This window comes from Pseudomonas tohonis, assembly GCF_012767755.2.
Lineage (GTDB): Bacteria > Pseudomonadota > Gammaproteobacteria > Pseudomonadales > Pseudomonadaceae > Metapseudomonas > Metapseudomonas tohonis.
Genome location: NZ_AP023189.1, coordinates 370,847 through 395,481, shown reverse-complemented (window position 1 = coordinate 395,481; position 24,635 = coordinate 370,847). Strand labels below are relative to the sequence as shown.

26 protein-coding genes are annotated in these 24,635 nt (G+C 67.9%); 12 read left to right on the top strand and 14 right to left on the bottom strand.

Annotated features, from left to right (window positions below):
• Positions 1-143: 143 nt before the first annotated feature.
• Complete coding sequence (gene trxA / locus HSX14_RS01860) at positions 144-470, bottom strand: thioredoxin TrxA (protein ID WP_021218198.1); 327 nt, start codon at positions 468-470, stop codon at positions 144-146.
• A 362-nt stretch (positions 471-832) separates the two neighbouring features.
• Between trxA and ppx the strand changes: the two genes are divergently transcribed.
• Complete coding sequence (gene ppx, locus HSX14_RS01855; protein ID WP_111261137.1) at positions 833-2,338, top strand: exopolyphosphatase; 1,506 nt, start codon at positions 833-835, stop codon at positions 2,336-2,338.
• A 73-nt stretch (positions 2,339-2,411) separates the two neighbouring features.
• Here ppx and ppk1 read toward each other — a convergent pair whose 3' ends face one another.
• A complete protein-coding gene (gene ppk1, locus HSX14_RS01850) occupies positions 2,412-4,622 on the bottom strand; it encodes a polyphosphate kinase 1 (protein ID WP_173176683.1) in 2,211 nt (736 codons plus the stop codon).
• Between the two features lie 19 nt (positions 4,623-4,641).
• Positions 4,642-5,655 (bottom strand): porphobilinogen synthase, encoded by a 1,014-nt coding sequence (hemB, locus tag HSX14_RS01845; RefSeq protein ID WP_111261139.1) that lies wholly within the window; start codon positions 5,653-5,655, stop codon positions 4,642-4,644.
• Between the two features lie 235 nt (positions 5,656-5,890).
• On the opposite strand from hemB, the gene HSX14_RS01840 reads away from it, so the two are divergent.
• Positions 5,891-6,481: a DedA family protein gene (locus tag HSX14_RS01840; RefSeq protein WP_173176771.1), complete on the top strand. Its 591-nt coding sequence runs from the start codon at positions 5,891-5,893 to the stop codon at positions 6,479-6,481.
• A 15-nt stretch (positions 6,482-6,496) separates the two neighbouring features.
• On the opposite strand, the gene HSX14_RS01835 is transcribed toward HSX14_RS01840, so the two are convergent.
• Positions 6,497-7,732 (bottom strand): sterol desaturase family protein, encoded by a 1,236-nt coding sequence (locus HSX14_RS01835; protein WP_173176685.1) that lies wholly within the window; start codon positions 7,730-7,732, stop codon positions 6,497-6,499.
• Positions 7,733-7,850: 118 nt separating this feature from the next.
• Between HSX14_RS01835 and HSX14_RS01830 the strand changes: the two genes are divergently transcribed.
• From HSX14_RS01830 to HSX14_RS01820, 3 genes are all read left to right on the top strand, one after another.
• A complete protein-coding gene (locus HSX14_RS01830; protein WP_173176687.1) occupies positions 7,851-8,684 on the top strand; it encodes a dienelactone hydrolase family protein in 834 nt (277 codons plus the stop codon).
• Positions 8,685-8,697: 13 nt separating this feature from the next.
• The gene (gene elbB, locus HSX14_RS01825; RefSeq protein WP_173176689.1) at positions 8,698-9,363 is read left to right on the top strand and encodes an isoprenoid biosynthesis glyoxalase ElbB; all 666 of its coding nucleotides are present in this window, start codon (positions 8,698-8,700) and stop codon (positions 9,361-9,363) included.
• A 135-nt stretch (positions 9,364-9,498) separates the two neighbouring features.
• Positions 9,499-9,969, top strand: coding sequence for a thioesterase family protein (locus HSX14_RS01820; RefSeq protein WP_111261144.1), 471 nt, complete (start codon positions 9,499-9,501; stop codon positions 9,967-9,969).
• Positions 9,970-9,975: 6 nt separating this feature from the next.
• On the opposite strand, the gene HSX14_RS01815 is transcribed toward HSX14_RS01820, so the two are convergent.
• Complete coding sequence (locus HSX14_RS01815) at positions 9,976-10,428, bottom strand: YaiI/YqxD family protein (RefSeq protein WP_173176691.1); 453 nt, start codon at positions 10,426-10,428, stop codon at positions 9,976-9,978.
• 274 nt (positions 10,429-10,702) lie between these two features.
• On the opposite strand from HSX14_RS01815, the gene HSX14_RS01810 reads away from it, so the two are divergent.
• Genes HSX14_RS01810 through HSX14_RS01795 form a run of 4 tightly spaced genes read left to right on the top strand, consistent with a single transcriptional unit; the run spans position 10,703 to position 13,820 of the window.
• Positions 10,703-12,097, top strand: a complete 1,395-nt coding sequence (locus tag HSX14_RS01810) for a COG3014 family protein (RefSeq protein WP_173176693.1) — start codon at positions 10,703-10,705, stop codon at positions 12,095-12,097.
• Positions 12,098-12,106: 9 nt separating this feature from the next.
• Positions 12,107-12,466, top strand: a complete 360-nt coding sequence (locus tag HSX14_RS01805) for a YcfL family putative periplasmic lipoprotein (RefSeq protein WP_173176695.1) — start codon at positions 12,107-12,109, stop codon at positions 12,464-12,466.
• Between the two features lie 21 nt (positions 12,467-12,487).
• Positions 12,488-13,081, top strand: a complete 594-nt coding sequence (gene lpoB, locus HSX14_RS01800; protein WP_173176697.1) for a penicillin-binding protein activator LpoB — start codon at positions 12,488-12,490, stop codon at positions 13,079-13,081.
• A gap of 1 nt (position 13,082) precedes the next feature.
• On the top strand, positions 13,083-13,820 hold the full coding sequence (locus HSX14_RS01795) for a penicillin-binding protein activator LpoB (RefSeq protein WP_173176699.1): 738 nt from the start codon (positions 13,083-13,085) through the stop codon (positions 13,818-13,820).
• 44 nt (positions 13,821-13,864) lie between these two features.
• Here the strand turns inward: HSX14_RS01795 and HSX14_RS01790 are convergent, their stop codons facing one another.
• The 4 genes from HSX14_RS01790 to HSX14_RS01775 form a co-directional block, all read right to left on the bottom strand.
• Positions 13,865-14,203 (bottom strand): enhanced serine sensitivity protein SseB C-terminal domain-containing protein, encoded by a 339-nt coding sequence (locus HSX14_RS01790; RefSeq protein ID WP_111261150.1) that lies wholly within the window; start codon positions 14,201-14,203, stop codon positions 13,865-13,867.
• A gap of 87 nt (positions 14,204-14,290) precedes the next feature.
• Entirely contained in the window at positions 14,291-14,923 is a 633-nt protein-coding gene (rhtB, locus tag HSX14_RS01785) for a homoserine/homoserine lactone efflux protein (RefSeq protein WP_173176701.1), read from the bottom strand.
• Between the two features lie 79 nt (positions 14,924-15,002).
• Positions 15,003-15,542 carry a mechanosensitive ion channel family protein gene (locus HSX14_RS01780; RefSeq protein WP_111261152.1) on the bottom strand — a complete coding sequence of 180 codons (540 nt, stop codon included), beginning with the start codon at positions 15,540-15,542 and terminating at the stop codon, positions 15,003-15,005.
• Positions 15,542-17,455, bottom strand: a complete 1,914-nt coding sequence (locus tag HSX14_RS01775) for an ATP-binding cassette domain-containing protein (protein WP_173176780.1) — start codon at positions 17,453-17,455, stop codon at positions 15,542-15,544. The genes HSX14_RS01780 and HSX14_RS01775 overlap by 1 nt, the downstream gene beginning before the upstream one ends.
• Before the next feature lie 50 nt (positions 17,456-17,505).
• On the opposite strand from HSX14_RS01775, the gene HSX14_RS01770 reads away from it, so the two are divergent.
• Positions 17,506-17,967 (top strand): TIGR02444 family protein, encoded by a 462-nt coding sequence (locus tag HSX14_RS01770; protein ID WP_173176703.1) that lies wholly within the window; start codon positions 17,506-17,508, stop codon positions 17,965-17,967.
• Here the strand turns inward: HSX14_RS01770 and HSX14_RS01765 are convergent.
• Positions 17,964-19,013 carry an AlgP family protein gene (locus HSX14_RS01765; RefSeq protein ID WP_173176705.1) on the bottom strand — a complete coding sequence of 350 codons (1,050 nt, stop codon included), beginning with the start codon at positions 19,011-19,013 and terminating at the stop codon, positions 17,964-17,966. The genes HSX14_RS01770 and HSX14_RS01765 overlap by 4 nt on opposite strands.
• A 126-nt stretch (positions 19,014-19,139) precedes the next feature.
• On the opposite strand from HSX14_RS01765, the gene HSX14_RS01760 reads away from it, so the two are divergent.
• Positions 19,140-19,781 carry an FKBP-type peptidyl-prolyl cis-trans isomerase gene (locus HSX14_RS01760; RefSeq protein WP_173176707.1) on the top strand — a complete coding sequence of 214 codons (642 nt, stop codon included), beginning with the start codon at positions 19,140-19,142 and terminating at the stop codon, positions 19,779-19,781.
• 1 nt (position 19,782) lies between these two features.
• On the opposite strand, the gene rsd is transcribed toward HSX14_RS01760, so the two are convergent.
• Both rsd and HSX14_RS01750 read right to left on the bottom strand, forming a co-directional pair.
• Positions 19,783-20,247, bottom strand: a complete 465-nt coding sequence (gene rsd, locus HSX14_RS01755; protein ID WP_111261157.1) for a sigma D regulator — start codon at positions 20,245-20,247, stop codon at positions 19,783-19,785.
• Positions 20,248-20,531: 284 nt separating this feature from the next.
• The gene (locus HSX14_RS01750) at positions 20,532-21,023 is read right to left on the bottom strand and encodes a disulfide bond formation protein B (RefSeq protein ID WP_173176709.1); all 492 of its coding nucleotides are present in this window, start codon (positions 21,021-21,023) and stop codon (positions 20,532-20,534) included.
• A gap of 105 nt (positions 21,024-21,128) precedes the next feature.
• On the opposite strand from HSX14_RS01750, the gene HSX14_RS01745 reads away from it, so the two are divergent.
• A complete protein-coding gene (locus HSX14_RS01745; protein WP_173176711.1) occupies positions 21,129-22,205 on the top strand; it encodes a PQQ-dependent sugar dehydrogenase in 1,077 nt (358 codons plus the stop codon).
• 30 nt (positions 22,206-22,235) lie between these two features.
• Here HSX14_RS01745 and HSX14_RS01740 read toward each other — a convergent pair whose 3' ends face one another.
• Both HSX14_RS01740 and HSX14_RS01735 read right to left on the bottom strand, forming a co-directional pair.
• Complete coding sequence (locus HSX14_RS01740) at positions 22,236-23,468, bottom strand: heme biosynthesis HemY N-terminal domain-containing protein (protein WP_173176713.1); 1,233 nt, start codon at positions 23,466-23,468, stop codon at positions 22,236-22,238.
• Positions 23,465-24,625, bottom strand: coding sequence for a uroporphyrinogen-III C-methyltransferase (locus HSX14_RS01735; RefSeq protein WP_173176715.1), 1,161 nt, complete (start codon positions 24,623-24,625; stop codon positions 23,465-23,467). Before HSX14_RS01735 ends, HSX14_RS01740 begins: the two co-directional genes overlap by 4 nt.
• Positions 24,626-24,635: the final 10 nt, after the last annotated feature.

Below are 24,635 nucleotides of genomic sequence, written 5' to 3'. Positions count from 1 at the left end.
CTTGCGAAGGGCAACGGAATGACGTTGCGGACCCGAATTTAACACCCGCATCCAGGGGCGTCTAGTACCGATTCAACAAAAAACCCCGCAGATTGCGGGGTTTCTCGTTGCGGTCCGAAGGCTCGCCGGAGGCCCGGCGGGACTCAGATGTTGGCGTCGAGGAAGGCCGCCAGCTGGGACTTGGACAGGGCGCCGACCTTGGTCGCTTCAACGTTGCCGTTCTTGAACAGCATCAGGGTCGGGATGCCGCGCACACCGTATTTCGGCGGGGTGTCCTGGTTCTCGTCGATGTTCAGCTTGCAGATCTTCAGCTTGCCCTGGTAGTCCTTGGCGATCTCGTCGAGGACGGGGGCGATCATCTTGCACGGGCCACACCACTCGGCCCAGTAATCGACCAGCACAGCGCCTTCGGCCTTGAGCACGTCCTGCTCGAAGCTGGCGTCGCTAACGTGGGAGATGAGTTCGCTCATGGATGTTCTCCGTGGATTCGGATGCGGAAATTGGCGGCCATCATAGCCCGGCTTTCCCCGGACCGAAAGCCGCTGGCGATTGAGCCTTCCTATGGATGTGCGCTGGAAAACTGATGGATAACCGGCTGCGCGTCAATCCGCCGCGGCCATTTATCGCCCCGTGCCGGAGCCTTCGCGAACACCGCCGCCGGGAGGCGGGGCGCCGCCTATAGTAAGGAGGCGGCCGTCATGAAGCGGAAACTTCTCCGTGGCATTCTGTAAAGCCGCCTGCCATTCCCTTGCACGAGCGTTCCACGACTCGCGTTGGCGCAACGTGACGATCGTGGCAGGATGGCGCCGTTCAGAAACGAGACACCAAGACCATGCCCTCGACCCGTCGCGCCGAAACCCCTTCCCTGATCGCAGCCATCGACCTGGGCTCCAACAGCTTCCACATGGTGCTGGCCAAGGCCGATCACGGGGAGATCCGCATCCTCGAGCGCCTCGGTGACAAGGTGCAGCTCGCCGCCGGCCTGGATGACGAGCGCATGCTCAGCGAGGAAGCCATGCAGCGCGGCCTCGACTGCCTGCGCCGCTTCGCCCAGATGACCAACAGCCTGCCCGAGGGCGCGGTGCGCATCGTCGGCACCAACGCCCTGCGCGAGGCGCGCAACCGCGCCGAGTTCATCCGCCGCGCCGAGGCCATCCTCGGCCACCCGGTGGAAGTGATCTCCGGCCGCGAGGAAGCCCGCCTCATCTACCTGGGCGTCTCCCACAGCATCGCCGACACCCCCGGCAAGCGCCTGGTCGCCGATATCGGCGGCGGCAGCACCGAGTTCATCATCGGCCAGCGCTTCGAGTCGCAGCTGCGCGAAAGCCTGCAGATGGGCTGCGTGAGCTACACGCAGCGCTATTTCCGCGATGGCAAGATCACCCCCGCCCGCTACGCCCAGGCCTACACCGCCGCACGCCTGGAGCTGATGGGCATCGAATACAGCCTGCGCCGCCTCGGCTGGCAACAGGCGGTGGGCGCCTCGGGCACCATCCGCGCCGTCGGCCTGGCGATCCAGGCGGCCGGCATGGGCAGTGGCGAGGTCAACCCGGAAGGCCTGGCCTGGCTCAAGCGCAAGCTGTTCAAGCTGGGCGAGGTGGAGAAGCTCGAACTCGACGGCATCAAGCCCGATCGCCGCGCCATCTTCCCGGCCGGGCTGGCGATCCTCGAGGCCATCTTCGACGCCCTCGAACTCAAGCACATGACCCATTCCGAAGGCGCCCTGCGCGAGGGCGTGCTCTACGACCTGCTGGGCCGCCACCACCACGAGGACGTGCGCGAACGCACCCTCAGCGCGCTGATGGAGCGCTGCCACGCCGACGCCGAGCAGGCGGCCCGCGTCGAGGCCAAGGCCCTGGAGGCGCTGGAGCAGGTGGCGGACGCCTGGGAGCTGGACGACGAGTGGCACCGCGACCTGCTGGTCTGGGGCGCCCGCGTCCACGAGATCGGCATGGACATCGCCCACTACCAGTACCACAAGCACGGCGCCTACCTGATCGAGCACTCGGACCTGCCGGGCTTCTCCCGCCAGGACCAGCAGATGCTCGCGCTGCTGGTCCGTGGCCACCGGCGCAACATCCCCAAGGACAAGTTCGCCGAGTTCGGCGACGAGGGCGTCAAGCTCATCCGCCTTTGCGTGCTGCTGCGCTTCGCCATCCTCTTCCACCACATCCGCACCAGCCAGGAGACCCCCCAGGTCCGCCTGAAGGTGGGCCCGCAGAGCCTGGACGTGCAGTTCCCCGAGAACTGGCTGGCGGCCAACCCGCTGACCCAGGCGGACTTCGAACAGGAAGCCACCTGGCTGAAGCGCATCGACTTCACCCTGCAGGTGAGCTGAAGCGAGACGCCGGAAGCGGACAGCGAAACGGGGCCAGAGGGCCCCGTTTTCGTTGGTGCGGTCCAGTGACCGGTCAGCGCGCGCTGACCGGCGGGTTGAGCAGCTTGTCCAGAAGGATGGCCTGGGCGCTGCGCGGGTTCTGGTTGCCGCTGGGGCTGTTGCGCAGGTAGCGACCATCGGGCTGCAGGGCCCAGCTGTGGGTGTTGTCGGCGAGGTAGGTCTCCAGCTCCTTCTTGACCCGGGTGATGAGCTTCTTGCCCTCCACCGGGAAGCAGGTCTCCACGCGCATGTCGAGGTTGCGCTCCATCCAGTCGGCACTGGAGAGATAGAGCAGCTCGTCGCCACCATTGAGGAAATAGTAGATGCGGCTGTGTTCGAGGAAGCGGCCGATGATCGAGCGCACCTGGATGTTGTGCGAGACGCCGGGGATGCCCGGGCGCAGGCAGCACATGCCACGCACCACCAGGTCGATCTTCACGCCGCTCTGGCTGGCCTTGTAAAGCGCGCGGATGACCTTCGGGTCGGTCAGCGAGTTGACCTTGGCCATGATGTGCGCCGGCTTGCCTTCGGTGGCGTGCTGGGCCTCCTTGGCGATCATGTCCAGCAACGACTTCTTCAGGGTGAAGGGCGCGTGCAGCAGCTTCTTCATGCGCAGCGTCTTGCCCATGCCGATCAACTGGTTGAACAGCTTGTGCAGGTCCTCGCAGAGCGCGTCGTCGGCGGTGAGCATGCTGTAGTCGGTGTACAGGCGCGCGTTGCCGGCGTGGTAGTTGCCGGTGCCCAGGTGGGCATAGCGGCGCAGCTCGCCATCCTCGCGGCGCAGGATGAGCATCATCTTGGCGTGGGTCTTGAAGCCGACCACGCCGTAGATCACCACGGCGCCGGCAGCCTGCAGGCGGCTGGCCAGCTGCAGGTTGGATTCCTCGTCGAAGCGCGCGCGCAGCTCGATCACCGCGGTGACCTCCTTGCCGTTGCGTGCCGCCTCCACCAGGGCGTCGACGATCTCGGAGTTGGCACCGGCGCGGTACAGCGTCTGCTTGATGGCCAGGACGTTGGGGTCCTTGGCCGCCTGGCGCAGGAAGTCCACCACCGGGGTGAAGGACTCGAAGGGGTGCAGCAGCAGGATGTCCTGCTTGCCCACCACACTGAACAGGTTCTCGGCCTTCTGCAGCAGCTTGGGGATCACCGGGGTGAAGCTCGGGTGCTGCAGCTCGGGGTGGCTGTCCAGCCCGGTGATGCTGAACAGGCGGGTCAGGTTGACCGGGCCGTTGACCTGGTACAGCTCGCTCTCGGCCAGGCCGAACTGCTTGAGCAGGTAGTCGGACAGGTGTTTCGGGCAGGTGTCGGCCACCTCCAGGCGCACCGCATCGCCGTAGCGGCGCGAGAACAGCTCGCCGCGCAGGGCGCGGGCCAGGTCCTCGACATCCTCGGTGTCCACCGAAAGATCGGCGTTACGGGTCAGGCGGAACTGGTAGCAACCCTTCACCTTCATGCCGGGGAACAGGTCGTCGGCGTGGGCGTGGATCATCGACGACAGGAACACGAAGTTGTCGCCGGGGCCGCTGATCTCCTCGGGTACGCGGATCACGCGCGGCAGCAGGCGCGGCGCCGGGATGATCGCCAGGCCCGAGTCGCGGCCGAAGGCATCGACGCCCTCCAGCTCGACGATGAAGTTGAGGCTCTTGTTCACCAGCAGCGGGAAGGGGTGGGTCGGGTCGAGGCCGATGGGGCTGATGATCGGTGCGATCTCGTCGCGGAAATAGCGGCGCACCCAGGTCTTGAGCTTGGGCGTCCAGTAGCGCCGGCGGATGAAGCTGACCTGGTGCTTGGCCAGCTCCGGCAGCAGCACGTCGTTGAGGATGCTGTACTGGCGCGCCACCTGCTCGTGCACCAGCTCGCTGATGCGGGCCAGCGCCTGGTGCGGCAGCAGGCCGTCGGCACCCGCCTGTTCGCGGGCGAAGGTGATCTGCTTCTTCAGGCCGGCGGCCCGGATTTCGAAGAACTCGTCGAGGTTGCTGGAGAAGATCAGCAGGAATTTCAGGCGCTCGAGCAGCGGGTAGGACTCGTCGAGCGCCTGCTCCAAGACACGGATGTTGAACTGCAGCTGCGACAGCTCCCGGTGGATGTACAGGCTGCTGTCATCCAGGCCCGGGATCACCGGAGCCGGCGCGGGGGCCGGCGGCGGGGTCTCGACGGGCGCCGGGGCGGGGGCCTCGGCGACCGGCTGCTCCGGCACGGGCTCTTGTTGGGGGTTCGACGCTTGGTTCAGTCCATCGGTGTTCATCTGGTTTCCTGCTGGGGAGTCAGGCTCCCGCCTTGAGCATTTCTGCGGCACGCACGGCGAAGTAGGTAAGGATGCCATCAGCGCCCGCACGTTTGAATGCGGTCAGCGATTCGAGTATGACCGCCTCGCTCAGCCAGCCGTTCTGGATGGCCGCCATGTGCATGGCGTACTCGCCGCTGACCTGGTAGGCGAAGGTCGGCACGCGGAAGGCGTCCTTCACGCGCCAGACGATGTCCAGGTAGGGCATGCCCGGCTTGACCATGACCATGTCGGCGCCTTCGGCGAGGTCGGCCGCCACTTCGTGCAGGGCCTCGTCGCCGTTGGCCGGGTCCATCTGGTAGCTGGCCTTGTTGGCCTTGCCGAGGTTGGCGGCCGAACCCACCGCATCGCGGAAGGGGCCGTAGTAGGCGCTGGCGTACTTGGCCGAGTAGGCCATGATCCGCACGTTGGGGAAGTCGGCCAGTTCGAGGGCCTCGCGGATCGCCTGGATGCGGCCGTCCATCATGTCCGAGGGCGCAACCACCTGGGCGCCGGCCTCGGCGTGGGACAGCGCCTGCTTGACCAGGGCGTCCACGGTGATGTCGTTCTGCACATAGCCGTCGGCGTCGAGGATGCCGTCCTGGCCATGGGTGGTGAAGGGGTCCAGGGCCACGTCGCTGATCACGCCCAGTTCCGGGAAGCGCTCGCGCAGGGCGCGGATGGCACGCTGGGCGATGCCGTCCGGGTTCCACGCCTCGGCGCCGTCGAGCGACTTGCGCTCCAGCGGCGTAACCGGGAACAGCGCCAGCGCGGGGATGCCCAGGGCCACCCAGCCGGCCGCGGCTTCCAGCAGCAGGTCGATCGACAGGCGCTCGACGCCCGGCATCGACGGCACCGCTTCACGGCGGTTCTCGCCGTCCAGCACGAACACCGGGAGGATCAGGTCGTCGACGGTCAGGGTGTTTTCACGCACCAGGCGGCGGGAGAAGTCATCACGGCGATTGCGGCGCAGGCGGGTAGCGGGGAACAGGCGATTGGCGGGGGTAAAGCTCACGACAGACTCCAGGGTCCAAAGGAGGACACAGTGCGACATTTATAAGCGGCAATTATGACCGAATGGTAACAATGCATGACAGCGACGCTCTGTCGCGTTCGACGAAATTTCCGAGGCCCCACGAGGGCTGGCCGTGAACCAGTCGACCCTCGACTGGCGGTTCGCCACCCTTTAGAGCTTTTCCCGCAGCGCCAACCCGGTTAGGCTTCGCGTTCATTTTTGCCGCGCTGCCTAACTGATGCTGCAACAATTCCTCCAGGATTTCGGCTACTTCGCCCTCTTCCTCGGCACCTTCTTCGAGGGCGAGACCATCCTGGTCCTGGCCGGCTTTCTCGCGTTCCGCGGCTACATGGATATCAACCTGGTGGTGATGACGGCGTTCTTCGGCAGCTATGCCGGCGACCAGCTGTGGTACTACCTCGGCCGCCACAAGGGCCGGCAGATCCTCGCCCGGCGCCCGCGCTGGCAGGCGATGGGCGACAAGGCCCTGGAGCACATCCGTCGCCACCCTGACATCTGGGTGCTGAGCTTCCGCTTCGTCTACGGCCTGCGCACCGTGATGCCCGTGGCCATCGGCCTGTCCGGCTACCCGCCGCTGCGCTACCTGATCCTCAACGGCATCGGCGCCATCGTCTGGGCCCTGGCCCTGGGCTTCGCCGCCTTCCACTTCGGCGCCGTGCTCGAAGGCATGCTGGGCAACCTCAAGCGCTACGAGCTGATGGTGCTCGGCGTGCTGGTGGTGATCGGCGGCCTGCTCTGGCTGCGCCGTCGCCTGCGCAACAGCCGCGAAGCCAAGGCGAACGCCGGCGAGCCTCCGAAGCCGTAGCCCGCCACTCCCGACTCAGACCGCCAGCGCCGCCTCGCGCCGCCCCAGCGCAACCAGCGCCAGCACGCTGGCCAGGCCGTGCACCCCCAGCACCAGCCAGGCCGACGGGCTGGCCGGCAGCATGCCAAGCACCCCCGCCAGCCATAGCACCGGCACGTTCGCCGCCAGCCGCGCCAGCTCCAGGCGCAATGCCCAGGGCCGGTTTTCCAGCCACGCGCCGATGACGAACAGGCCGAACGCCACCCAGCCCCAGCCCAGCAGCACGGCGCCCAGAGGCAGGCCGTCGCCCGCCCCCAGCAGGTAGCTGCCACCCACCACGTAACCGACGAACTGCAGCGCTGCATACAGGGTGCGGCCGCCCGACAGCGGCACCTCGAACTTGCTGAAACGGCTCAGGTCCGGCTTGGCCTGCGGGTACTTGAGCGCCACATCCGCAGGTCGCCAGCCGGTGCGCATGAACCAGATGCGCAAGCGATCCCACCAGGACCCGGCGCGCACCGCGTCCTGCCACAGCACCGAGTAGAACTGCAGGTTGGCCCAGATCGGGTTCCAGCTGGCCAGGGGGGTGGTCACGCCGAACACCACCGGTTCCTCGTCCAGCTCCTCCTGGAAGGTGCCGAACAGGCGATCCCAGAGAATGAAGACGCCCCCGTAGTTGCGGTCCATGTAGACCGCGTTCTGCGCATGGTGGACGCGGTGGTTCGAGGGGCTGATGAAGAACCATTCGAACCAGCCGAGCTTCGGCACATGGCGCGTGTGCACCCAGAACTGGTAGAGCAGGTTGAGCGCGGCCACCGTCAGGAACACCAGCGGCGGCACGCCGGCCACCGCCATCGGCAGGTAGAAGATCCAGCCGAAGAGGAAGCCGGTACTGGTCTGGCGCAGCGCCGTCGAGAGGTTGTACTCCTCGCTCTGGTGGTGCACCGAGTGCGCGGCCCAGAGCACGTTGCGCTCGTGGCCCAGGCGGTGGTTCCAGTAGTAGCAGAAGTCGTAGAAGACGAAGGCGAACAGCCAGACCCAGGGGCTGTCCGCGCGCAACTCGAACAGTGCCAGGTGCTGCCAGGCATAGGTGTAGGTGAGCACCCCCACCGCCTTGGTCAGCAGCCCGCTGGTGGTGGACAGCACCCCGGCGCTGAGGCTGTTGATGGCATCGGCGGTGCGGTAGGTGCGCACCCCGCGCCAGCGATCGGCGAGCAGCTCGATGCCGATCAGCAGGAAGAAGAAGGGGACCGCGTAGAGGACGTAATTCATGATGTCAGCCGTATCGTTATGCCGATCAAGGGACTAGGATTGCCAGGCTCGATGCTACGCCCGCGCCTCTCCGGGGCCCCTGGCGCCGCATGCCAGCCCAACCGGCATATGACGACACATGCGCATAACCACACGACGCACCTTTTCCATCCTGCTGATCCTGATCGCCACGGCCGCCCTCCTGGGACTCTATCCCTATCGCGCCGCGCTGCTGCCGGCCGCCGACGACCTGGTGTCCGCGCGCGAGCGCCTGGCGCCCCACCTCAGCCTGTTCACCCCGGCAGGCGAAGGCCCCTTTCCCACCGTGCTGGTGTTCCACGGCTGCAGCGGGCAAAGCCCGGGCTTCGTCGAGAACGTGAAGAAATGGCTGCTGCCCCAGGGCTACGCATTGCTCTTCGTCGACAGCCTGGGCGCACGTGGCATCGATGACTGGCATCCGGTCTGCGACGGCAAGCTGCTGTGGGGCAACGAGCGTGCGCTGGACGTCTATGCCGCCCTCGACCTCGCCCGCTCGATGCCCCGCCTGGATCACCGGCGCATGGCCCTGCTCGGCTACTCCCACGGCGGCTGGAGCATCCTCGATGCACTCGCCTACGACGGCGGCGCCGGCCATGGCTTCCCCCGCATCGGCCAGCAGGCGCTGGACGGTGTGCGCGGCGTCATCGCCTTCTACCCTTACTGTGGCTTCCCCGCGCACCTGCGCCAGGGCAAGGGGCGCGACCTGCCGGTGCTGATGTTTCTCGGTGGCAAGGACAGAATCACTGACCACCTTCAGTGTCTATCAGCTATAGACGGGCTCGAACTCGAACAACTGCAACTGGTGCAATACGGCGGGGCCGACCACGTGTTCGACCAGCGCAGCGACCTGAATACCTACCAACCCAGGCTGGCCGAGGATGCCCACCAGCATGCCCAGGCGTTCCTCCAGGAGAACCTGAAGGCGGCCCAGTGAAGCGGAGAACGCTATGAACAAGAAAGTTGCTGTGATTCTTTCCGGCTGCGGCGTGTACGACGGCGCGGAGATCCACGAAAGCGTGATCACCCTGCTGCGCCTGGACCAACGCGGCGCGCTGGCGCAGTGCTTCGCACCCAACATCGCCCAGCACCACGTGATCAACCACCTCACCGGCGAGGAGATGCCCGAGAGCCGCAACGTGCTCACCGAGTCCGCGCGCATCGCCCGTGGCGCGGTGAAGGACGTCCGTGAACTCAAGGCCGAGGACTACGACGCCCTGATCATTCCCGGCGGCTTCGGCGCGGCGAAGAACCTCTCCGACTTCGCCCTCAGCGGCGCCGATTGCAGCGTGCAGCCCGACGTCCTGGCCGCCGCCCAGGGCTTCGCCGAGGCCGGCAAGCCGGTGGGGCTGATCTGCATCGCCCCGGCCATGGCCGCGAAGATCTACGGCGCAGGCGTCACCTGCACCATCGGCGCCGATGCCGACACCGCCGGTGCGCTGGAGAAGATGGGCGCCGAGCACGTCGAATGCGTGGTCAGCGAGATAGTCGAGGACAAGGCACGCAAACTGGTCACCACCCCCGCCTACATGCTCGCCCAGTCCATCAGCGAAGCCGCCTCGGGCATCTACAAGCTGGTCGACCGCGTGCTCGAACTGACCCACGCCGACCACTGACGGCCAGGCGGGCGGCCCTGGCCGCCCGCCCCTGCAAGCCGCTCCCGCCAATCCGCGTGCCATTTGGGCCGCGCCCCTGTTCAAGCGCCCCGCGCTGCGTCAGCGTCGCACTCTCGACCCCGACGCAGGTGCAGCATGAGCGACAACGACTTCGTCCTGACCCCGGAACTGCAACAGGCGGTCCGGCGCTTCTTCGAACGCATCCCCTTCAACCAGGTACTCGGCATCCAGCTCGGCGAGCTGTCGCAGGAGCAGGTGACCATGCACCTGCCGATGAAGGACGAACTGATCGGCAACTTCGTCCACGGCATCCTCCATGGCGGGGTGATCTCCTCGCTGCTGGACGTCACCGGCGGCGCCATGGCGCTGATCGGCGCCTTCGAACGCCACCGGGGCCTGTCCACCGCCGAACGCATGGAGCGGCTGTCCAAGCTCGGCACCATCGACCTGCGTATCGACTACCTGCGCCCGGGGCGCGGCCGCGCCTTCACCGCCACGGCGGTGCTGTTGCGCTCGGGCAACAAGGTCGCGGTGGTGCGCTCGGAACTGCACGCCGACGACGGCACCCTGGTGGCCGTCGGCACCGGCACCTACCTCTGCGGCTGAGGGCGTTCAGCCCCGGGCGAGGCGGGTCAGCAGCCGGTCCAGCGAGTTGGAGAACGCCTGGCGGTCCTTGTCGCTGTAGGCGGCCTGGCCACCCCCCATCTGCCCCTGGTCGCGCAGGTCGGTGAACAGGTTGCGCACCGCCAGGCGCTCACCCATGTTGCGCTCGTCGAATTCGCGGCCACGCGGGTCCAGCGCGGCGATGCCCTTCTTCACCAGCCGGTCGGCCAGCGGCACGTCGCTGCAGATCACCAGGTCGCCCGGCTCGGCCTGCTCCACCAGGTGATCGTCCGCCGCATCCGGCCCGCTCGGCACCACCACCAGGCGCACGCAGGCGAAGGCCGGCTTCACCTGGCTCTGCCCGGCCACCAGCACCACCTCGAACTTGCGCTTGAGGGCGAACTTGATGACCTGATCCTTGGCGGCACGGGGGCAGGCGTCGGCGTCGATCCACACACGCATGGGCTGGGGCTCCGGAAAAGGTTGCGGGCGCGCAGTATGCCAGCCACCCCCTGCGGATGCTCGCTGCGCCACCATGCCGCAGCGTCGGCGAGATCAAAATGATCTCACTACGCCAGCAATTTTCGCCGATATCCCCCTATAATCGCCCGCCCTTCCCGCACCTCCGGTGCCCCGGGAAGGCCCCTGCGGGGATTGGCAGGAAGCCGCCACATGCCATTGCACGCCTGGATCAGCTGGAAACGGCTGGCAGTATCAAGGACTCGACGAGGAACACATGGCATCCCGCGCCCTCACCGCCCTGGCGGCCTGCTTCGCCCTGCAGCTTGCCGGCTGCTCGGTCCTGCGCAGCTACGAAAGCGAACTCACCACCACCAGCCAGCACCTCGCCCGTGGCGAAGTGGACGCCGCCCTCGGCACGCTGGAAGCCAACAACAGCGGCGAGGACAAGGACCTCCTCTACTACTTCGAAAAGGGCGAGCTGCTGCGTGCACGTGGCGACCTCGCCGGCAGCCAGGCCGCCTGGCGCCAGGCCGACCGCATCGTCTTCCAGTGGGAAGAGGCGATGAAGGCCGACCCTTCGCGCTACCTGGGGCAGGCCGGCGCCTTCCTCGCCAACGACCGGGTGCGTCGCTACGAGGGCTACGACTACGAGAAGGTCATGCTCACCACGCAGATGGCCCTCAACGACCTGGCCGTCAGCGACTTCGACGCCGCCCGTACCGAGATCCGCAAGACCCACGAACGCGAAGCACTGATCGCCGAGCTGCGCGACCGGCAGTACCTCGACAGCGAGGAAGAGGCCGAGCGCCAGGGCATCAGCACCCGCTTCGAAGACCTGCGCGGCTACCCGGTGGCCTCGCTCGACGCACCCGACGTGGTCAACCTGAAGAACAGCTACCAGAGCGCCTTCAGCCACTACCTCGCCGGGTTCGTCTACGAGGCCCTGGGCGAAAGGGGCCTGGCCGCCCCCGGCTATCGCCAGGCGGCCGAACTGCGCCCCGGCACGCCGCTGCTGGAACAGGCCCTCCTGGACCTGGACGCAACGCCTGCGGCGGACGCCGGCAGCGACGTGCTGCTGGTGCTGCAGAGCGGCCTGGCGCCGGCCCGCGACTCGTTGCGCATCCCGCTGCCGGTGCCCCTGGACTCCGGGATGATCATCAGCACCGTGTCCTTCCCGCTGCTGCGCGACGACACCAGCACCCCGGCGCCGGGCTTCGTCGAGGTGGATGGCACGCCCACCGCCCTCACCGAACTCAGCAGCGTGCGCGCCATGTCGCACCGCGCCCTGCGCGACGACATGCCCGGCATCATCTTGCGCACCACCGTGCGCGCGGTGACCCGGGGCGCCCTGCAGAAGCAGCTCAATGACAACGGCAACGCCCTCGCCAGCCTGGCCGTCGGCATCATGTCGGTGGCCAGCGAAGGGGCCGACGAGCGCACCTGGCGCACCCTGCCCGGCAGCATCGGCGTCGCACGGTTGCGCCTGGCCATGGGCGAGCACCGCCTGGCCCTGTCCACCGCCCATGGCGTGCGCGAATTCACCCTGAAGATCGATCGGCCCCACCAGGTGGTCCCGCTGCGCCTGGTGGCCGGCCAGGTCTACGCCCAGGGCGCCGTCACCCCGACCACACCCGGCGTCCGCGCCGTGGCCAGCAACCAGACACCCTGAGGAACACACATGCGCAATCTGCTCGTCGCCGGGCTCGCCCTGGCCCTGCTGGCCGGCTGCTCCGGCCGCGAAACCGCCTCCAGCAAGGTGGCGCCCATGGGCGATGTCGAAGACATCGAAGTGGACACCATGCGGGTGGCCCGCGAGAACGGCTTCCTCACCGTCAAGGTGAAGCTGACCAATACCTCCAGCCACAACCGCACCCTCTACTACCGCTTCGCCTGGCTCGACAGCGACGGCTTCCCCGTCGCCGACGAGGAGAGCTGGAAGGCCTTGCCGATCTACGGCACCCAGACCACCGTCCTGCCGGCCATTGCCCCCGTACCCAAGGCGACCGACTTCCGCCTTGAAATGAACACCCCCGACTGATCACGAGAGAGCGAATCCCCCATGCGCCTTGTCCGCACCACCTGCATCGCCGCCTTCGCCCTGGCCGCCGCCGGCTGCGCCAACAACCCCTCGTCGGTACTCGGCGGCGGCAACATCAGCTACGGCGACAGCAAGGCCGTCGAGCTGATCACCAACGAGTTCGGTTCCACCGACCTGCAGATGATCGCCGAGTCCATGACCCGCTCGCTGGCCCAGTCCGGCGTGCTCCAGGGCCGCCCGGTGATCCAGGTCTACGACGTGAAGAACAAGACCAGCGAGTACATCGACACCCGCGAGATCACCACCTCGATCAAGACCCAGCTGCTGAAGTCCGGCACCGCACGCTTCGCCAGCGACAACACCGACATGCAGAGCCAGGTCGACCAGCTGAAGCTGCAGAACCAGAGCGGCCTGTACAAGAACTCCACCATCGCCAAGACCGGCAACATGGTCGCCGCCAAGTACCGCCTGGAGGGCTCCATCAGCTCCATCGTCAAGCGCAGCAGCGACTACAAGGACGTCTTCTACAAGTTCAGCCTGCAGCTCGTCGACGTCGAGAGCGGCCTGGCCGAATGGATGGACGAGAAGGAAATCCGCAAGACCACGGAGCGTTGATATGCGCGCATTGATCGGCCTGTTCGTCGCCAGCCTGGCACTGGCCAGCCACGCGGCACCCAAGGTGGCGGTGACCGACCTCGCCTTCGAGGAACGCGTCCGCGAGTACATCCACACGGTGAACGCCCAGAGCGCCTCGCAGGTGAGCGGCTTCTCCGGCAGCGCTTCCAGCAGCTACTCGGAAGAGGAAGGCACCTACAGCTACATCGAGCGCGGGGAGCTGCGCAAATTCACCGGCGACATCAAGGGCGAGATCCTCAAGTCCGGCACCTTCCAGCTGGTCCAGGGGCGCCCCTACGGCAGCGACAACGAAGGCCTGCACGACGTGATCGGGCGTATCGCCCAGGGCCAGTTCCAGGGCGCGGACTACGTGCTGTTCGGCTCGCTCTCGGACGCCGACTTCCGCCAGGACGTCAACGCCATCGACAACACCGACACCTACTCCACGGTGCTGGGCCTGACCCTGGTGGCCGATTTCAGCCTCATCGACACCCGCACCCACGAAGTGAAGGCCGCCTTCACCGCGATGGGTGAAGCCCAGGACGTGAAGCTGGTGAAGGGCGGCGACAGGCGCGTCACCCCCAACCGCGGGCGCGTGGTGCGCGAGGTGTCGAAGGCCCTGGGCGAAGACGTCGCCCGGCAGCTGCAGGAGCAGCTCGGCGTGGGCCCGGCGGCAGTGACCGACAACGGGCGCTACGGCGCGCTGCCACCGGACGAACCGGCGAAGATCCTGCATTGAGACAAGCGGCCTGCGGGCCGCTTTTCTTTTGCCGCCGCCAGGGCTCAGCGCCGGTAGAACGCCTCGCAGCATTCGCGCAGGGCCTGGGACAGGTTGTCGTCCTCCAGCTCGATGAGGTCGAGCTCGAGGTCGTCGGGCAGCAACTCGGCCACCAGCGCGGCAAGGCGGCGGCGCCCGGCCAGGTCGGTGCCGGAAACGCCCAGCAGCAGGCGCGGCTGCGGGCCGAGCGCGGGGTCGCGCAGGGCGGCGAGGAAGGCTTCGTGGATGTCGAGTTCGCCACAGGCGGCGCTCAGGGCCTGCTCCAGCGGAGGGTGTCGCAGGGGGGCGATGGCGAGGTCCGGCGAGTCGCCATAGACCCCGTCCCGGCTGTTGGATGGCGGCATGCCGATGCTCCTTTGGGAAGACCGGCAGCCTAGTGCCCGTGCGCCACCTTGTCGCGGCGCCGGGTCACGTTCAGGCCATCGACTGGATCACGCCGGGACGCGACGCACGGTGGCCAGCAGCGCGGCGGCGCCGACGAAGAGCACGGCGAAGCCGCGGTTCATGGAACGCTGCTGGCGCGGCGAGCGCAGTACGCGCAGGACCTTGGCGGCCAGCCCGGTGTAGCCGGCCATGACGATCAGGTCGACGGTGATCATGGTCGCGCCCATCACCAGGTACTGCTGCACCAGCGGCGCATGGGGGTCGATGAACTGCGGCAGCACCGCGAGCATGAAGACGATCGCCTTGGGGTTGCTGACGTTCACCAGGAAGCCGCGCAGCACCATGGTCAGCGGCCGGCCAAGGGGACGCTCGGCAGAGTCGGCGGACAGGTCGCTGGGCAGCGCGCGCCATTGGCGGACGGCCAGGTAGACGAGGTACACGACGCCGAACCACTTGATCGCGCTGAAGGCCATGGCCGAGGTGGCGAGGATGGCGCCGACACCGGCGGCGACGATGGCGATCTGCAGGGCCAGGCCCAGCTGCAGGCCGATGGCGTTCCAGTAGCCGCGCAGGAACCCGTATTGCAGCCCGGAGGACATGGAGGCGATGGCGCCCGCGCCGGGCGAGAGGCTGATCACCCAGCAGGCGACCAAAAAAGCGAGCCAGGTGTGCATGGCCATGGCGTGAACCTCGGAAAACGGAAGGGGGGCCGAGCAGACTACCCGCTGCGCTTTGCGCTGCCCAGCCCCGGCCGGCGGCTCAGCGCCAGCGACGCACCGCCTTCTGGAAGAACAGGCTGTTGGGCACCTGCACCAGGGCGCCGTCGGCGCTTTCACCGAGGTCCTGCAGGGTGGTGTAGAAGAGGTTGATGGCCACCACGCGGCCCTTTACGCCGGGCTTGTCGGCGCTCTCCACGACCTCCACCACATCGCCCAGGCGGAACGGGCCGAGGGAGAAGATCAGCACCGCGCAGAACATGTTCGAGAGCACGCTCCAGATGGCGAAGAAGGCCACCGCGGCGACGGCGGTGAAGCCGGTCAGCGCCGTCCACAGCACCTCGGCGGAAACCCCGAGACGCTCCAGCACCAGCATGAAGGCGCTGCCCAGGATCAGCCAGCGCAGCAGGCCGCGCAGGGGCAGCAGGAGCTCCTGGGGCAGCTGTGGATAACGCGCGCCGAGGCGGGTGATGCCACGGGTGACGATGCGCTGCACGAGCCAGGCGAGTATCAGGATGAGCAGCACCTGCGCCGCCCGGATCAGGGGTTCGCTCCAGGCCGTCAACAGCACCAGGTCTTCCATCAGTCACTCGCCTCCAGTTGGCTCTGCAGGTTTTCCAGGAGTTCCAGCGCCTCCAGCCACTTCTCCTCCAGCTCGCCTTCGCGGGCCTTGAGCCTGGCCTGCTCGGCGAGCAGGTCGCGCAGTTCGTCCTTGCGCGAGGCCTCGTAGAGGCCGGAGTCGCCCAGGCGGGACTCAACGGCGGCGAGCTTCTCGTGCAGGGTGCCGAGCTCCTTCTCCAGCTTCTCGGCCTCGCGCTTGTGCGGGGCCAGTTGCTGGCGCAGCGCGGCGGCGGCCTGGCGCTGGGCGCGCTTGTCGGTGCCCGTGCCGGCCCCGGCGGCGGGGGTGCTCGCCGGGGCCTGGCGGGCACGGTAGTCGACCAGCCAGCGGGCGTAGTCGTCGAGGTCGCCCTCGAAGGGCTGGATGCGGCCGTCGGCCACCAGGAGGAACTCGTCGGTGGTGCTCTTGAGCAGGTGGCGATCGTGGGAGACCACCAGCACCGCGCCGGCGAACTCCTGCAGGGCCATGGTCAGCGCCAGGCGCATCTCCAGGTCCAGGTGGTTGGTCGGTTCGTCGAGCAGCAGCAGGTTGGGTTTCTGCCAGGCGATCAGCGCCAGGGCCAGGCGCGCCTTCTCGCCACCGGAGAAGTTCAGCACCGGCTCGTCGCAGCGATCGCCGCGGAAGTCGAAGCCGCCGAGGAAGTCGCGCAGGGTCTGTTCGCGCTCGGTCGGTGCCAGGCGCTGCAGGTGCAGCAGCGGGCTGGCCTTGGGATCGAGGGAGTCCAGCTGGTGCTGGGCGAAGTAGCCGATGGCGAGGTTCTCGCCCCGGGCCAGGCGCCCGGCGACAGGCGCCAGCTCACCGGAAAGGGTCTTGATCAGGGTGGACTTGCCCGCGCCGTTGGGGCCGAGCAGGCCGATGCGCGCACCAGGGACGAGCTGCAGCTTGACCTGCTGCAGCACCACCTTGTCGCCGTAGCCGAGCTGGCCTTCGGCGACGTCCAGCAGCGGGCTGGAGATCTTGTCGGCCTCGCGGAAGACGAAGTCGAAGGGCGAGTCGACGTGCGCGGGCGCCAGTTCCTCCAGGCGCTCCAGGGCCTTGATCCGGCTCTGCGCCTGGCGGGCCTTGGTGGCCTGGGCCTTGAAGCGGGCGATGTACTTCTCCATGTGCGCACGCTGGGCCTGCTGCTTCTCGTAGGCCTGCTGCTGCTGCGCCAGGCGCTCGGCGCGGGTGCGCTCGAAGGCCGAGTAGCCGCCGCGGTAGAGGGTCAGCTTCTGCTGCTCCAGGTGGGCGACGTTGTCCACCACCGCATCGAGGAAGTCGCGGTCGTGGGAGATCAGCAGCAGGGTGCCGGGGTAGCCCTTGAGCCACTCCTCCAGCCAGAGGATGGCGTCGAGGTCCAGGTGGTTGGTGGGCTCGTCGAGCAACAGCAGTTCGGACGGGCACATCAGCGCCTGGGCCAGGTTCAGGCGCATGCGCCAGCCACCGGAGAAGTCGCCGACGCGACGGTCCATCTGCTCGCTGGTGAAGCCCAGGCCGGCCAGCAGCTTGCGCGCGCGGGCATCGGCGGTGTAGCCGTCGGCACTGTCCAGCTCGATGTGCAGGCGGGCGATGGCGGTGCCGTCATGGCCCGCCTCGGCGACAGCCAGCTCGGCCTGCACGCGACGCAGCTGCACGTCGCCGTCGAGGACATAGTCCACCGCCAGGCGGTCGAGGGTGTCCACCTCCTGGCGCATGTGGGCGATGCGCCAGTCGGCGGGCACGAAGCAGTCGCCCGCGTCGGGGCCGAGCTCGCCGCGCAGCAGGGCGAAGAGGCTGGATTTGCCGGCACCGTTGGCGCCGATGAGGCCGACCTTCTGGCCGGTATGCAGGGTCAGTTCGGCGCCTTCGAGCAGGCGCTGAGGACCACGCTGTAGTGTGAGGTTCTGGAGTCGGATCATAATGGCGGCGGAGTTTATCAGCTTCATTCCCCCACCGCCCGGTATGCGCCATGCCCCCCGATCTATGGAGTTTCGCCCTTGATCTCTACGCCCGTCCGGGCGTCGAAGATGCCTGCCTGCGCCTGCAGGAACAGGGTGCCGATGTCTGCCTGCTGCTGGCCAGCGCCTGGCTCGCGCGCCGGGGCGTCAGGCACGACGATGCCCGCGAGGAACAGCTGCGCCTGATCGCCGAACCCTGGCAACGGGAGGTCGTGGAGCCCTTGCGTGCGCTGAGGCGCGGATGGCGCGAAGCGGCGGCCATGGACGAGGAACTGCGCGCGTTGCGCGAGGCGGTGAAACGGCTGGAGCTGGATGCCGAGCGGCGTCTGCTGGCCCGCCTGGAGCAGGCTGCGGCGCCCTGGCCGGAGGCCACTGGGCATGGCGTGGGCTGGCTGGAGGGACTGGCCGGAAAGGCGGGGGAGAGTGACCGCGACGCGCTGCAATCGCTGCGCGTCGCGGCCCTCGAGGCTTAGGCCGAAGGCGTGGTCGGCGCTGCGCCGTTGGCAGCCGACGGCGCCGGCGTGACAGCAGCGGTCGGAGCCGGTGCGGCAGGCTTGGCGACCGGTGCGCTCACCGGGGCGGCGGGCTTGGCCGGGGCCTTCGCGGCAGGCTTGGCAGCGGGTTTGGCAGCGGCCTTGGGTGCCGGCTTCGCAGCCGGTTTGGTCGGAGCCTTGGCGGCGGGCTTGGCAGCTGCCGGCTTGGCGGCGACAGGCTTGGCTGCAGGTTTCGCCGCGGCAGCGGGCTTGGTAGCAGCGGGTTTCGCTGCGGCCTTCGCCGGAGCCTTGGCGGCGGGCTTGGCGGCCGGTTTCGCAGCCGGCTTGGCAGCGGGTTTCGCGGTAGCGGCAGGCTTGCTGGCGACGGCCTTGGCCGGCGCTTTCGCGGCAGGCTTGGCCGCCGGTTTGGCAGCGGCTTTCACCGGAGCCTTGGCGGCGGCGGGCTTGGCTGCAGCCGCCTTGGCCGGAGCCTTGGCAGCAGGTTTGGCGGCAGGCTTGGCAGCAGCGGGTTTGCTTGCGGCAGCCTTGGCCGGTGCTTTCGCGGCAGGCTTGGCAGCGGGTTTGGCGGCGGCTTTCGGCGCGGCCTTGGCGGCCGGTTTGGCGGCAGCGGGCTTGGCCTTGGCTTCACGAGCGACCAGCGCCTTGGCAGCGGCCTCTTTCACCTTGCCGACGCCCTGGGCGATCTTCAGGCTTTCCTGGGAGTCGCGCTTGAGGTCGGCGATGTAGGAGCGGGTCTCGGCCTGGCGGGCCTTCAGCGCGTCGAGCAGGCTTTCCAGCTCCGCGACGGCTTCTTTGGATTTGGCTTGCGCCTTCGCTTTGCCGGCCTTGGCAGCACCCTGCAATTTGGTCCGCGCACCGTGGAGTTTCTCCTGGGCCTTGCCGCGTTGCTTCTCCAGTTTGGTGAGCAGTTTCTCGGCATCGACCAACGCTTGGCTACAGGCGTTTTCGAGGTGTTCGATCAGGCTGTGGGAAAGTTGCTGCAACAGGTGCAGCGGGGTGCTTACGGGCTTCTTCTTGGCCGACATGGTGCGCCTCCGGGCGGACGTGGTTGCGCCCATACTAGACGCCTGTTTGAGCCATCGCTAGTTCCCCGTTATTCCAAACTGCATGGCTGGCATAATCGCCGGCATTCCGCTCCTGGAGAACGCCCGATGCGCATCCTCGCCCCCCTGCTTTTCTGCCTCTTCGCTCTTCCCCTTCAAGCCGCCGACGAGCAGAAGGATCTCGCCTACAGCATGGGCGTGAAACTGGGGGAGCGGCTGCGCCAGGAAGCACCGGGCCTGCAGTTGGACTCACTGCTGCGCGGGCTCGCCCAGGCCTATCGCGGCGAGAAGCCGGAGCTCGATGCGCAGCGCATGGAACAGCTGCTCGATGCCCACGAGACGGCCCTCGAACGCAACGGCCAGGACATGCAGAAAGCCATCGCCGCGGAGAAGCGCTTCATCGCGCTGGAACGTGGCAAGTACGGTGTGCGCGAGTTGAAGGATGGCGTGCTGGTGACCGAACTGCGGGCCGGCAGCGGCGCGAAACCGGGCGCGCATTCGCAGGTGCGGGTGAACTATCGCGGGCAGTTGGCCGACGGCAGCGTGTTCGACGAGAGCGACGGGCCGCAATGGTTCCGCCTCGACAGCGTGATCGCCGGGTGGCGGGATGCGTTGCAGGAGATGCCGGTAGGGGCGAAGTGGCGCCTGGTGATTCCTTCGGCCCAGGCCTATGGCGCGGAAGGCGCGGGGGACCTGATTCCGCCCCACGCGCCCCTGGTGTTCGACCTCGAGCTGCTCGAGGTCCGCTGAATCACGCGAGCTGCGCGCCCTGGTTCTGGTGGGCGTTGTGCAGCACCTCGATGAGGCAGTCCTCCAGTTCGAAGCGCTCGTGCAGCAATGGACCGAGGCGCTTGAGCTCGGTGGCCAGGCAGACTTCGCGGCTGGCGCTGCCGTCGCAGCAGTCGTTGAAGCTCAACGCGACCTCGGTGATGGCTTCGATACGGGGGTAGATCTGCTTGGCGAGATCCAGGCCGCGCTGGTCGCCAAAGGCCTTGGCCTCGTTGAGCAGTTGTTCGTAGACCTCGAAGTGCCCCGCCGACACGTAGTCGACCAGTACTTCGCAGAATCCCTGCAGGTCTTCCACCGCAGGTGCCTGGGGTCTGTCGCTGACACTGGTGAAGACCCTGACCAGTTCCTGGCGCTCCAGCAACCAGCGGTCGATCAACTGGTGTACCCCACCCCAACGTTCCTGAGCGTTCTGGCAACTTTCGAGCATGATGTCCTCGCTTCCCTTTCGGTAATGCCTTGTTCGTCTGCTCCGAGACGGTTTTTTGTCGATCGGTGCAAAAACGGGGAAGGCGGCGCGGAAGTGGCAACTTTCCGGCGTCGCGTGCGGGCCAGATTATGCCCGTGCCTGCCTGCCAGCAAGGCACCTCGTCGAGAAAATTTCATACGAGCGTTTAATCGTCGCGCCAGAGCCGGCGCGGCTTCTGCATCAGGGCGGGAGGGTGCGACGAGGGCGCGCGCCCGGCTGCAAGCCAGGCGCGGCGGGGGAGAGGATCAGGCGCGGCGCAACATCTGGTAGAGCGAGAAGAGGATGCAGCCGGCGAACGCCAGCAGGCTCCACTCGGGAATGCTCATGCCGAACAGGGTCCAGGTGACTTCGGCGCAATCGGCCGTGCCGTGCAGCATCAGCTTGATGATTTCCTGGAAGGGCAGCGCATCTATCATGTATTCCAGGCTCGGCAGGCAGGCCGGAAGCTGGTCCGCGGGCACGCCCTGCAGCCAGACCTGGCGGCCGGCGGTCGCGGCGCCGCCCGCGGCGAACAGCAGCGCCAGCCCGGCGTAGACACGACGACCACGGGCCTGGGGCGCGTGCACGGCGGCGATCAGGCAGACCACGCCGAAGAGGATGATGAAGATGCGCTGCACGATGCACAGGGGGCAGGGCTCCAGGCCCATCGCGTGTTCCAGGTAGAGCGCACCGCCCATGACGGCGACACAGGCGAGGAAGGCGGCGAAGAACAGGGAACGGGGGCTGGCCAGGGTCATGGCGGCTCCGAGGAGTGATGAGAGGCCGATACGGTAGAGGAAGCCCATGGGCCTTTCAAGGCGACCGTCTAGTCTGCAGCGGGTGCCCATCCAGAGAAGAACGCCATGCGTCGGTTACTCGCCCTGTTGCTTTTCATGCCCCTGCTGGCCCAGGCGCAACTGCCCCTGGACAGGATCCGCCTGCCGCCGGGGTTCCGCATCGAAGTCCTCAGCGACCAATTGCCCAGCGCCCGGGAGATGGCCTGGGGCGCCAATGGCACGCTGTTCGTGGGCAGCAATGCCGCCGGCAGGGTCTATGCGCTGGACACCACCAGCGGCCGCGTACGCACCCTCGCCAGCGGGCTGCAGATGCCGGTCGGCGTAGCCTTCCACGAGGGTGACCTGTATGTCTCGGCGATCAGCCGCATCCTGCGCCTGCGCGACATCGAGGCACATCTGGATGCGCCACCGCAGCCCGAGCAGGTCGGCCCGTCCTTCCCCGCCGAAACCCATCACGGCTGGAAGTTCATCGCCTTCGGCCCCGACGGCAAGCTCTACGTGCCGGTGGGTGCGCCCTGCAACGTCTGCGAACGCGACCCCGATCGCTACGCCGCACTGCACCGCATGAACCCCGACGGCAGCGACCTGGAACGGGTGGCCCGGGGGATCCGCAACACCGTGGGGTTCGACTGGCATCCGAAGACCGGCGAGCTGTGGTTCAGCGACAACGGCCGCGACCTGCTCGGCGATGACACGCCGGACTGCGAACTCAACCGCATCACCGCACCCAACCAGCACTTCGGCTTTCCCTACTGCCACGCCGGCAGTGTCGCCGACCCCGAGTTCGGCACACGCCCCTGCGAGGACTTCGTCGCCCCGGTCGCCAGGCTCGGCCCGCACGTGGCGCCGCTCGGGCTGCGCTTCTACACCGGCAGCCAGTTCCCGACGGAGTACCGCGACAACCTGTTCATCGCCGAGCACGGCTCGTGGAACCGCAGCGAGAAGATCGGCTACCGCATCAAGCGCGTGGAACTGAACGAGGATGGCAGCCTCAAGCGCCAGAGCGTGTTCGCCGAAGGCTGGCTGGAGGATGGCGAGGTCTGGGGGCGCCCGGCGGACGTGCTGGTAGCGCCGGATGGCTCGCTGCTGGTCAGTGACGACCAGGCCGGAGCCATCTACCGCATCAGCTACGAGGGTTCGTGAAAGACGCGCCGCCATGGCGGCGGCGCGACATCAGGCGACGCGTTCGCCGGGCAGGGGCAGGGCGGGCAGGTGCTGCACCAGGCCTTCCTGGAACAGTTGGTTGCTGCGTTCCAGCTCGCCCATCTGCGCCAGCAGGCGCGCCTGCTCGGCGCAGAGCTCCGGCTCGCGGGAGAAGCTCAGGCCGGTATCGAAATACTCGCGTGCCTTGCCCCACAGGCTGTTCTGCAGGCACAGCCGGCCCAGGGTGAGGAACAGCGCCGGGTCGGTCGGGTGGTCCTTGAGGAAGGCTTCGGCGGTCTGCAGCTGGCGCGCCGGATCGGCGCCACGCAGGCGTCCGTAGAAGCGCACCAGGGCGTCGTCATAGCCACGCTTGAGGGCAATGCGCACCGCCTCCTCGGCCTCGGGCTCGGCCCCCAGGTGACGCAGCTGGTCGGCGAACGCCAGCACCAGGCGTGGCTCGGCGCGCTGCGCGGCGGAAAGATGCTGCCAGGCCTGGATCAGCGGGTTGAGCGCGGTCTCGCCCTCGTTGAGGCCGGCCTGCCCGGCGTGCACCAGGCGGTCGCTCCACACGCTCAGCTCCAGCTGGTTGAGTTCGGATTCCGGTAGCGCCTTGTTCTTGCGCAGGTCGGGCAGCAGGCCGACCAGGGCCGCCGAGTCACCGCGCTGGCGATACAGCTGGAGCAACTGGCGCAGCACCTGGTGGTGGCGCGGATGGCGCTCCTGCATGACCTTGAGGGTCTCCAGCGCGGCATCGGTCTCGCCACGCTCCTGTTGCAGTTCGGCATGGGCCAGGGCGATGGCCAGCTCGGCCTGCGGCTGGCGCTCCAGGGCGCGTTCGAGGAGCTGGTCGCTCTCCTCGTACTGGCCGATGCGGTTGGCCGCACGGGCCGCACCGAGGTAGTACATCAAGGGCTGAGGGTCGGCCTCGGCGGCACGGCGCAGGTGGCGCAGGGCGCGGGCCCAACGGCCTTCGGCCAGGTCCAGCAGGCCCTGCTCGGAGGCCAGGCGCACCCGACGGCGGGCGTTGCGCCGGGACCAGGGGTTGACCACGCCGCCGGAGACGAACACCAGGGTCAGCAGCGCGCGCACCAGCCAGAGCAGCAGCACCACCACGGCGACCAGGGCGAGGAAGGCCCAGAGGCTGGACTCGTAGCGGAAGCCCTTGTAGGCGAAGAGTACGTAGCCGGGGTGCTGGACCACGGCCATGCCCACCAGGGTGCCCGCAGCGGCCAGGAGCAGCAGGACGAGGATGATCCGTCTCATTGGCCCTGGCCCTCCACCGGCGGCGCCGCTTCGGGGTCCTGCGACGGGTCGGCCTCGGGCGCGGCGGCGGCCTTCGGATCGGCGAGACGCTGGCTGCGCTGCAGGTAGGCCTGGAGCGCTTCGAGGGAGGCACCGAGGTCGGGCGTCTTCACTTCGACCGGCTGGGTGGCGAGTTCGTCGATGCGCGCCAGCAATGCACGGCTCTCCGGTTTCTCGGCGTTGAACTGCGAATCCAGCACATCACGCGCCTGCTTCAGCGACTGGCGATAGACCTGGGTCTGGCCGTGCAGTGCCGCCCACTGCGCCTGCTCCAGGGCGAGCGACAGGGCCAGGCGCACCTGGGACAGCCCTTGCCCGGCGAGCAGCGGCTTGATGTTCTGGTCGGCGTCGAACTGGATGCGGAAGTAGTGGGAGAGCTTTTCCAGCCACTCGGCCCACCAGCTGCCACCGTCGCCGTCGGCGGCCATGTTGCGCAGCACGCCGCCCTTGTCCTCGAAGGCCGGGGCCAGGGGGCTGAGCTGGGTGGCCTGCTCGCGCAGCGCGCCGAGTTGCAGGAACAGCCCGGTGCGGTCCGGTTGCGCCGTGGTGCGCAGCGCCTCGAGGCTGCGCGAGAGCTGCTCGCGGGTGGCGAACGCGGCGGGGTCGTCCTGCTCGCGGAGGATGTCGTCGGCCGCTTCCACCAGGGCCTTGGCGCTGGTGATGTCCTGCAGCGCGGAGAGACGCAGGCTGGCCAGGCGCAACAGGTGCTCGGCCTCGGCCAGGCGCCAATCCTTGCGGCTGGCACCGAGAACGGTCTCCAGGCGCTGGCTCAGGCGCTGCTGGTCGCCCTGCAGGTCGGCCAGCAGGCGGCGGCGCTCGTCCAGTTCTTCGGCGCTGGGCAGCTGGTCGAGGCGCTCGGTGAGTTTTTTCTCGCGCTGCTGCAGGGACTGGGCCTGGCCACGGGCGTCCTCGACCATGCTCAGCTGCTGCTGGTCGCGGGCTTCGAGGCTGCGTATCTGCCACAGGCTCCAACCGGCGACGGCGACGCCGGCGGCGCCCACCAGCAATGCCAGGATGGCCAGGCCACCGCCCCGGGAAGCCGGCTTGGCGGTGGCAGGAATGACGGGCTCGGAGGCCGGGGGTTGCTGCTCGGTTTTAGCCAGATCTGCTTCGCTCACGTATCCATCC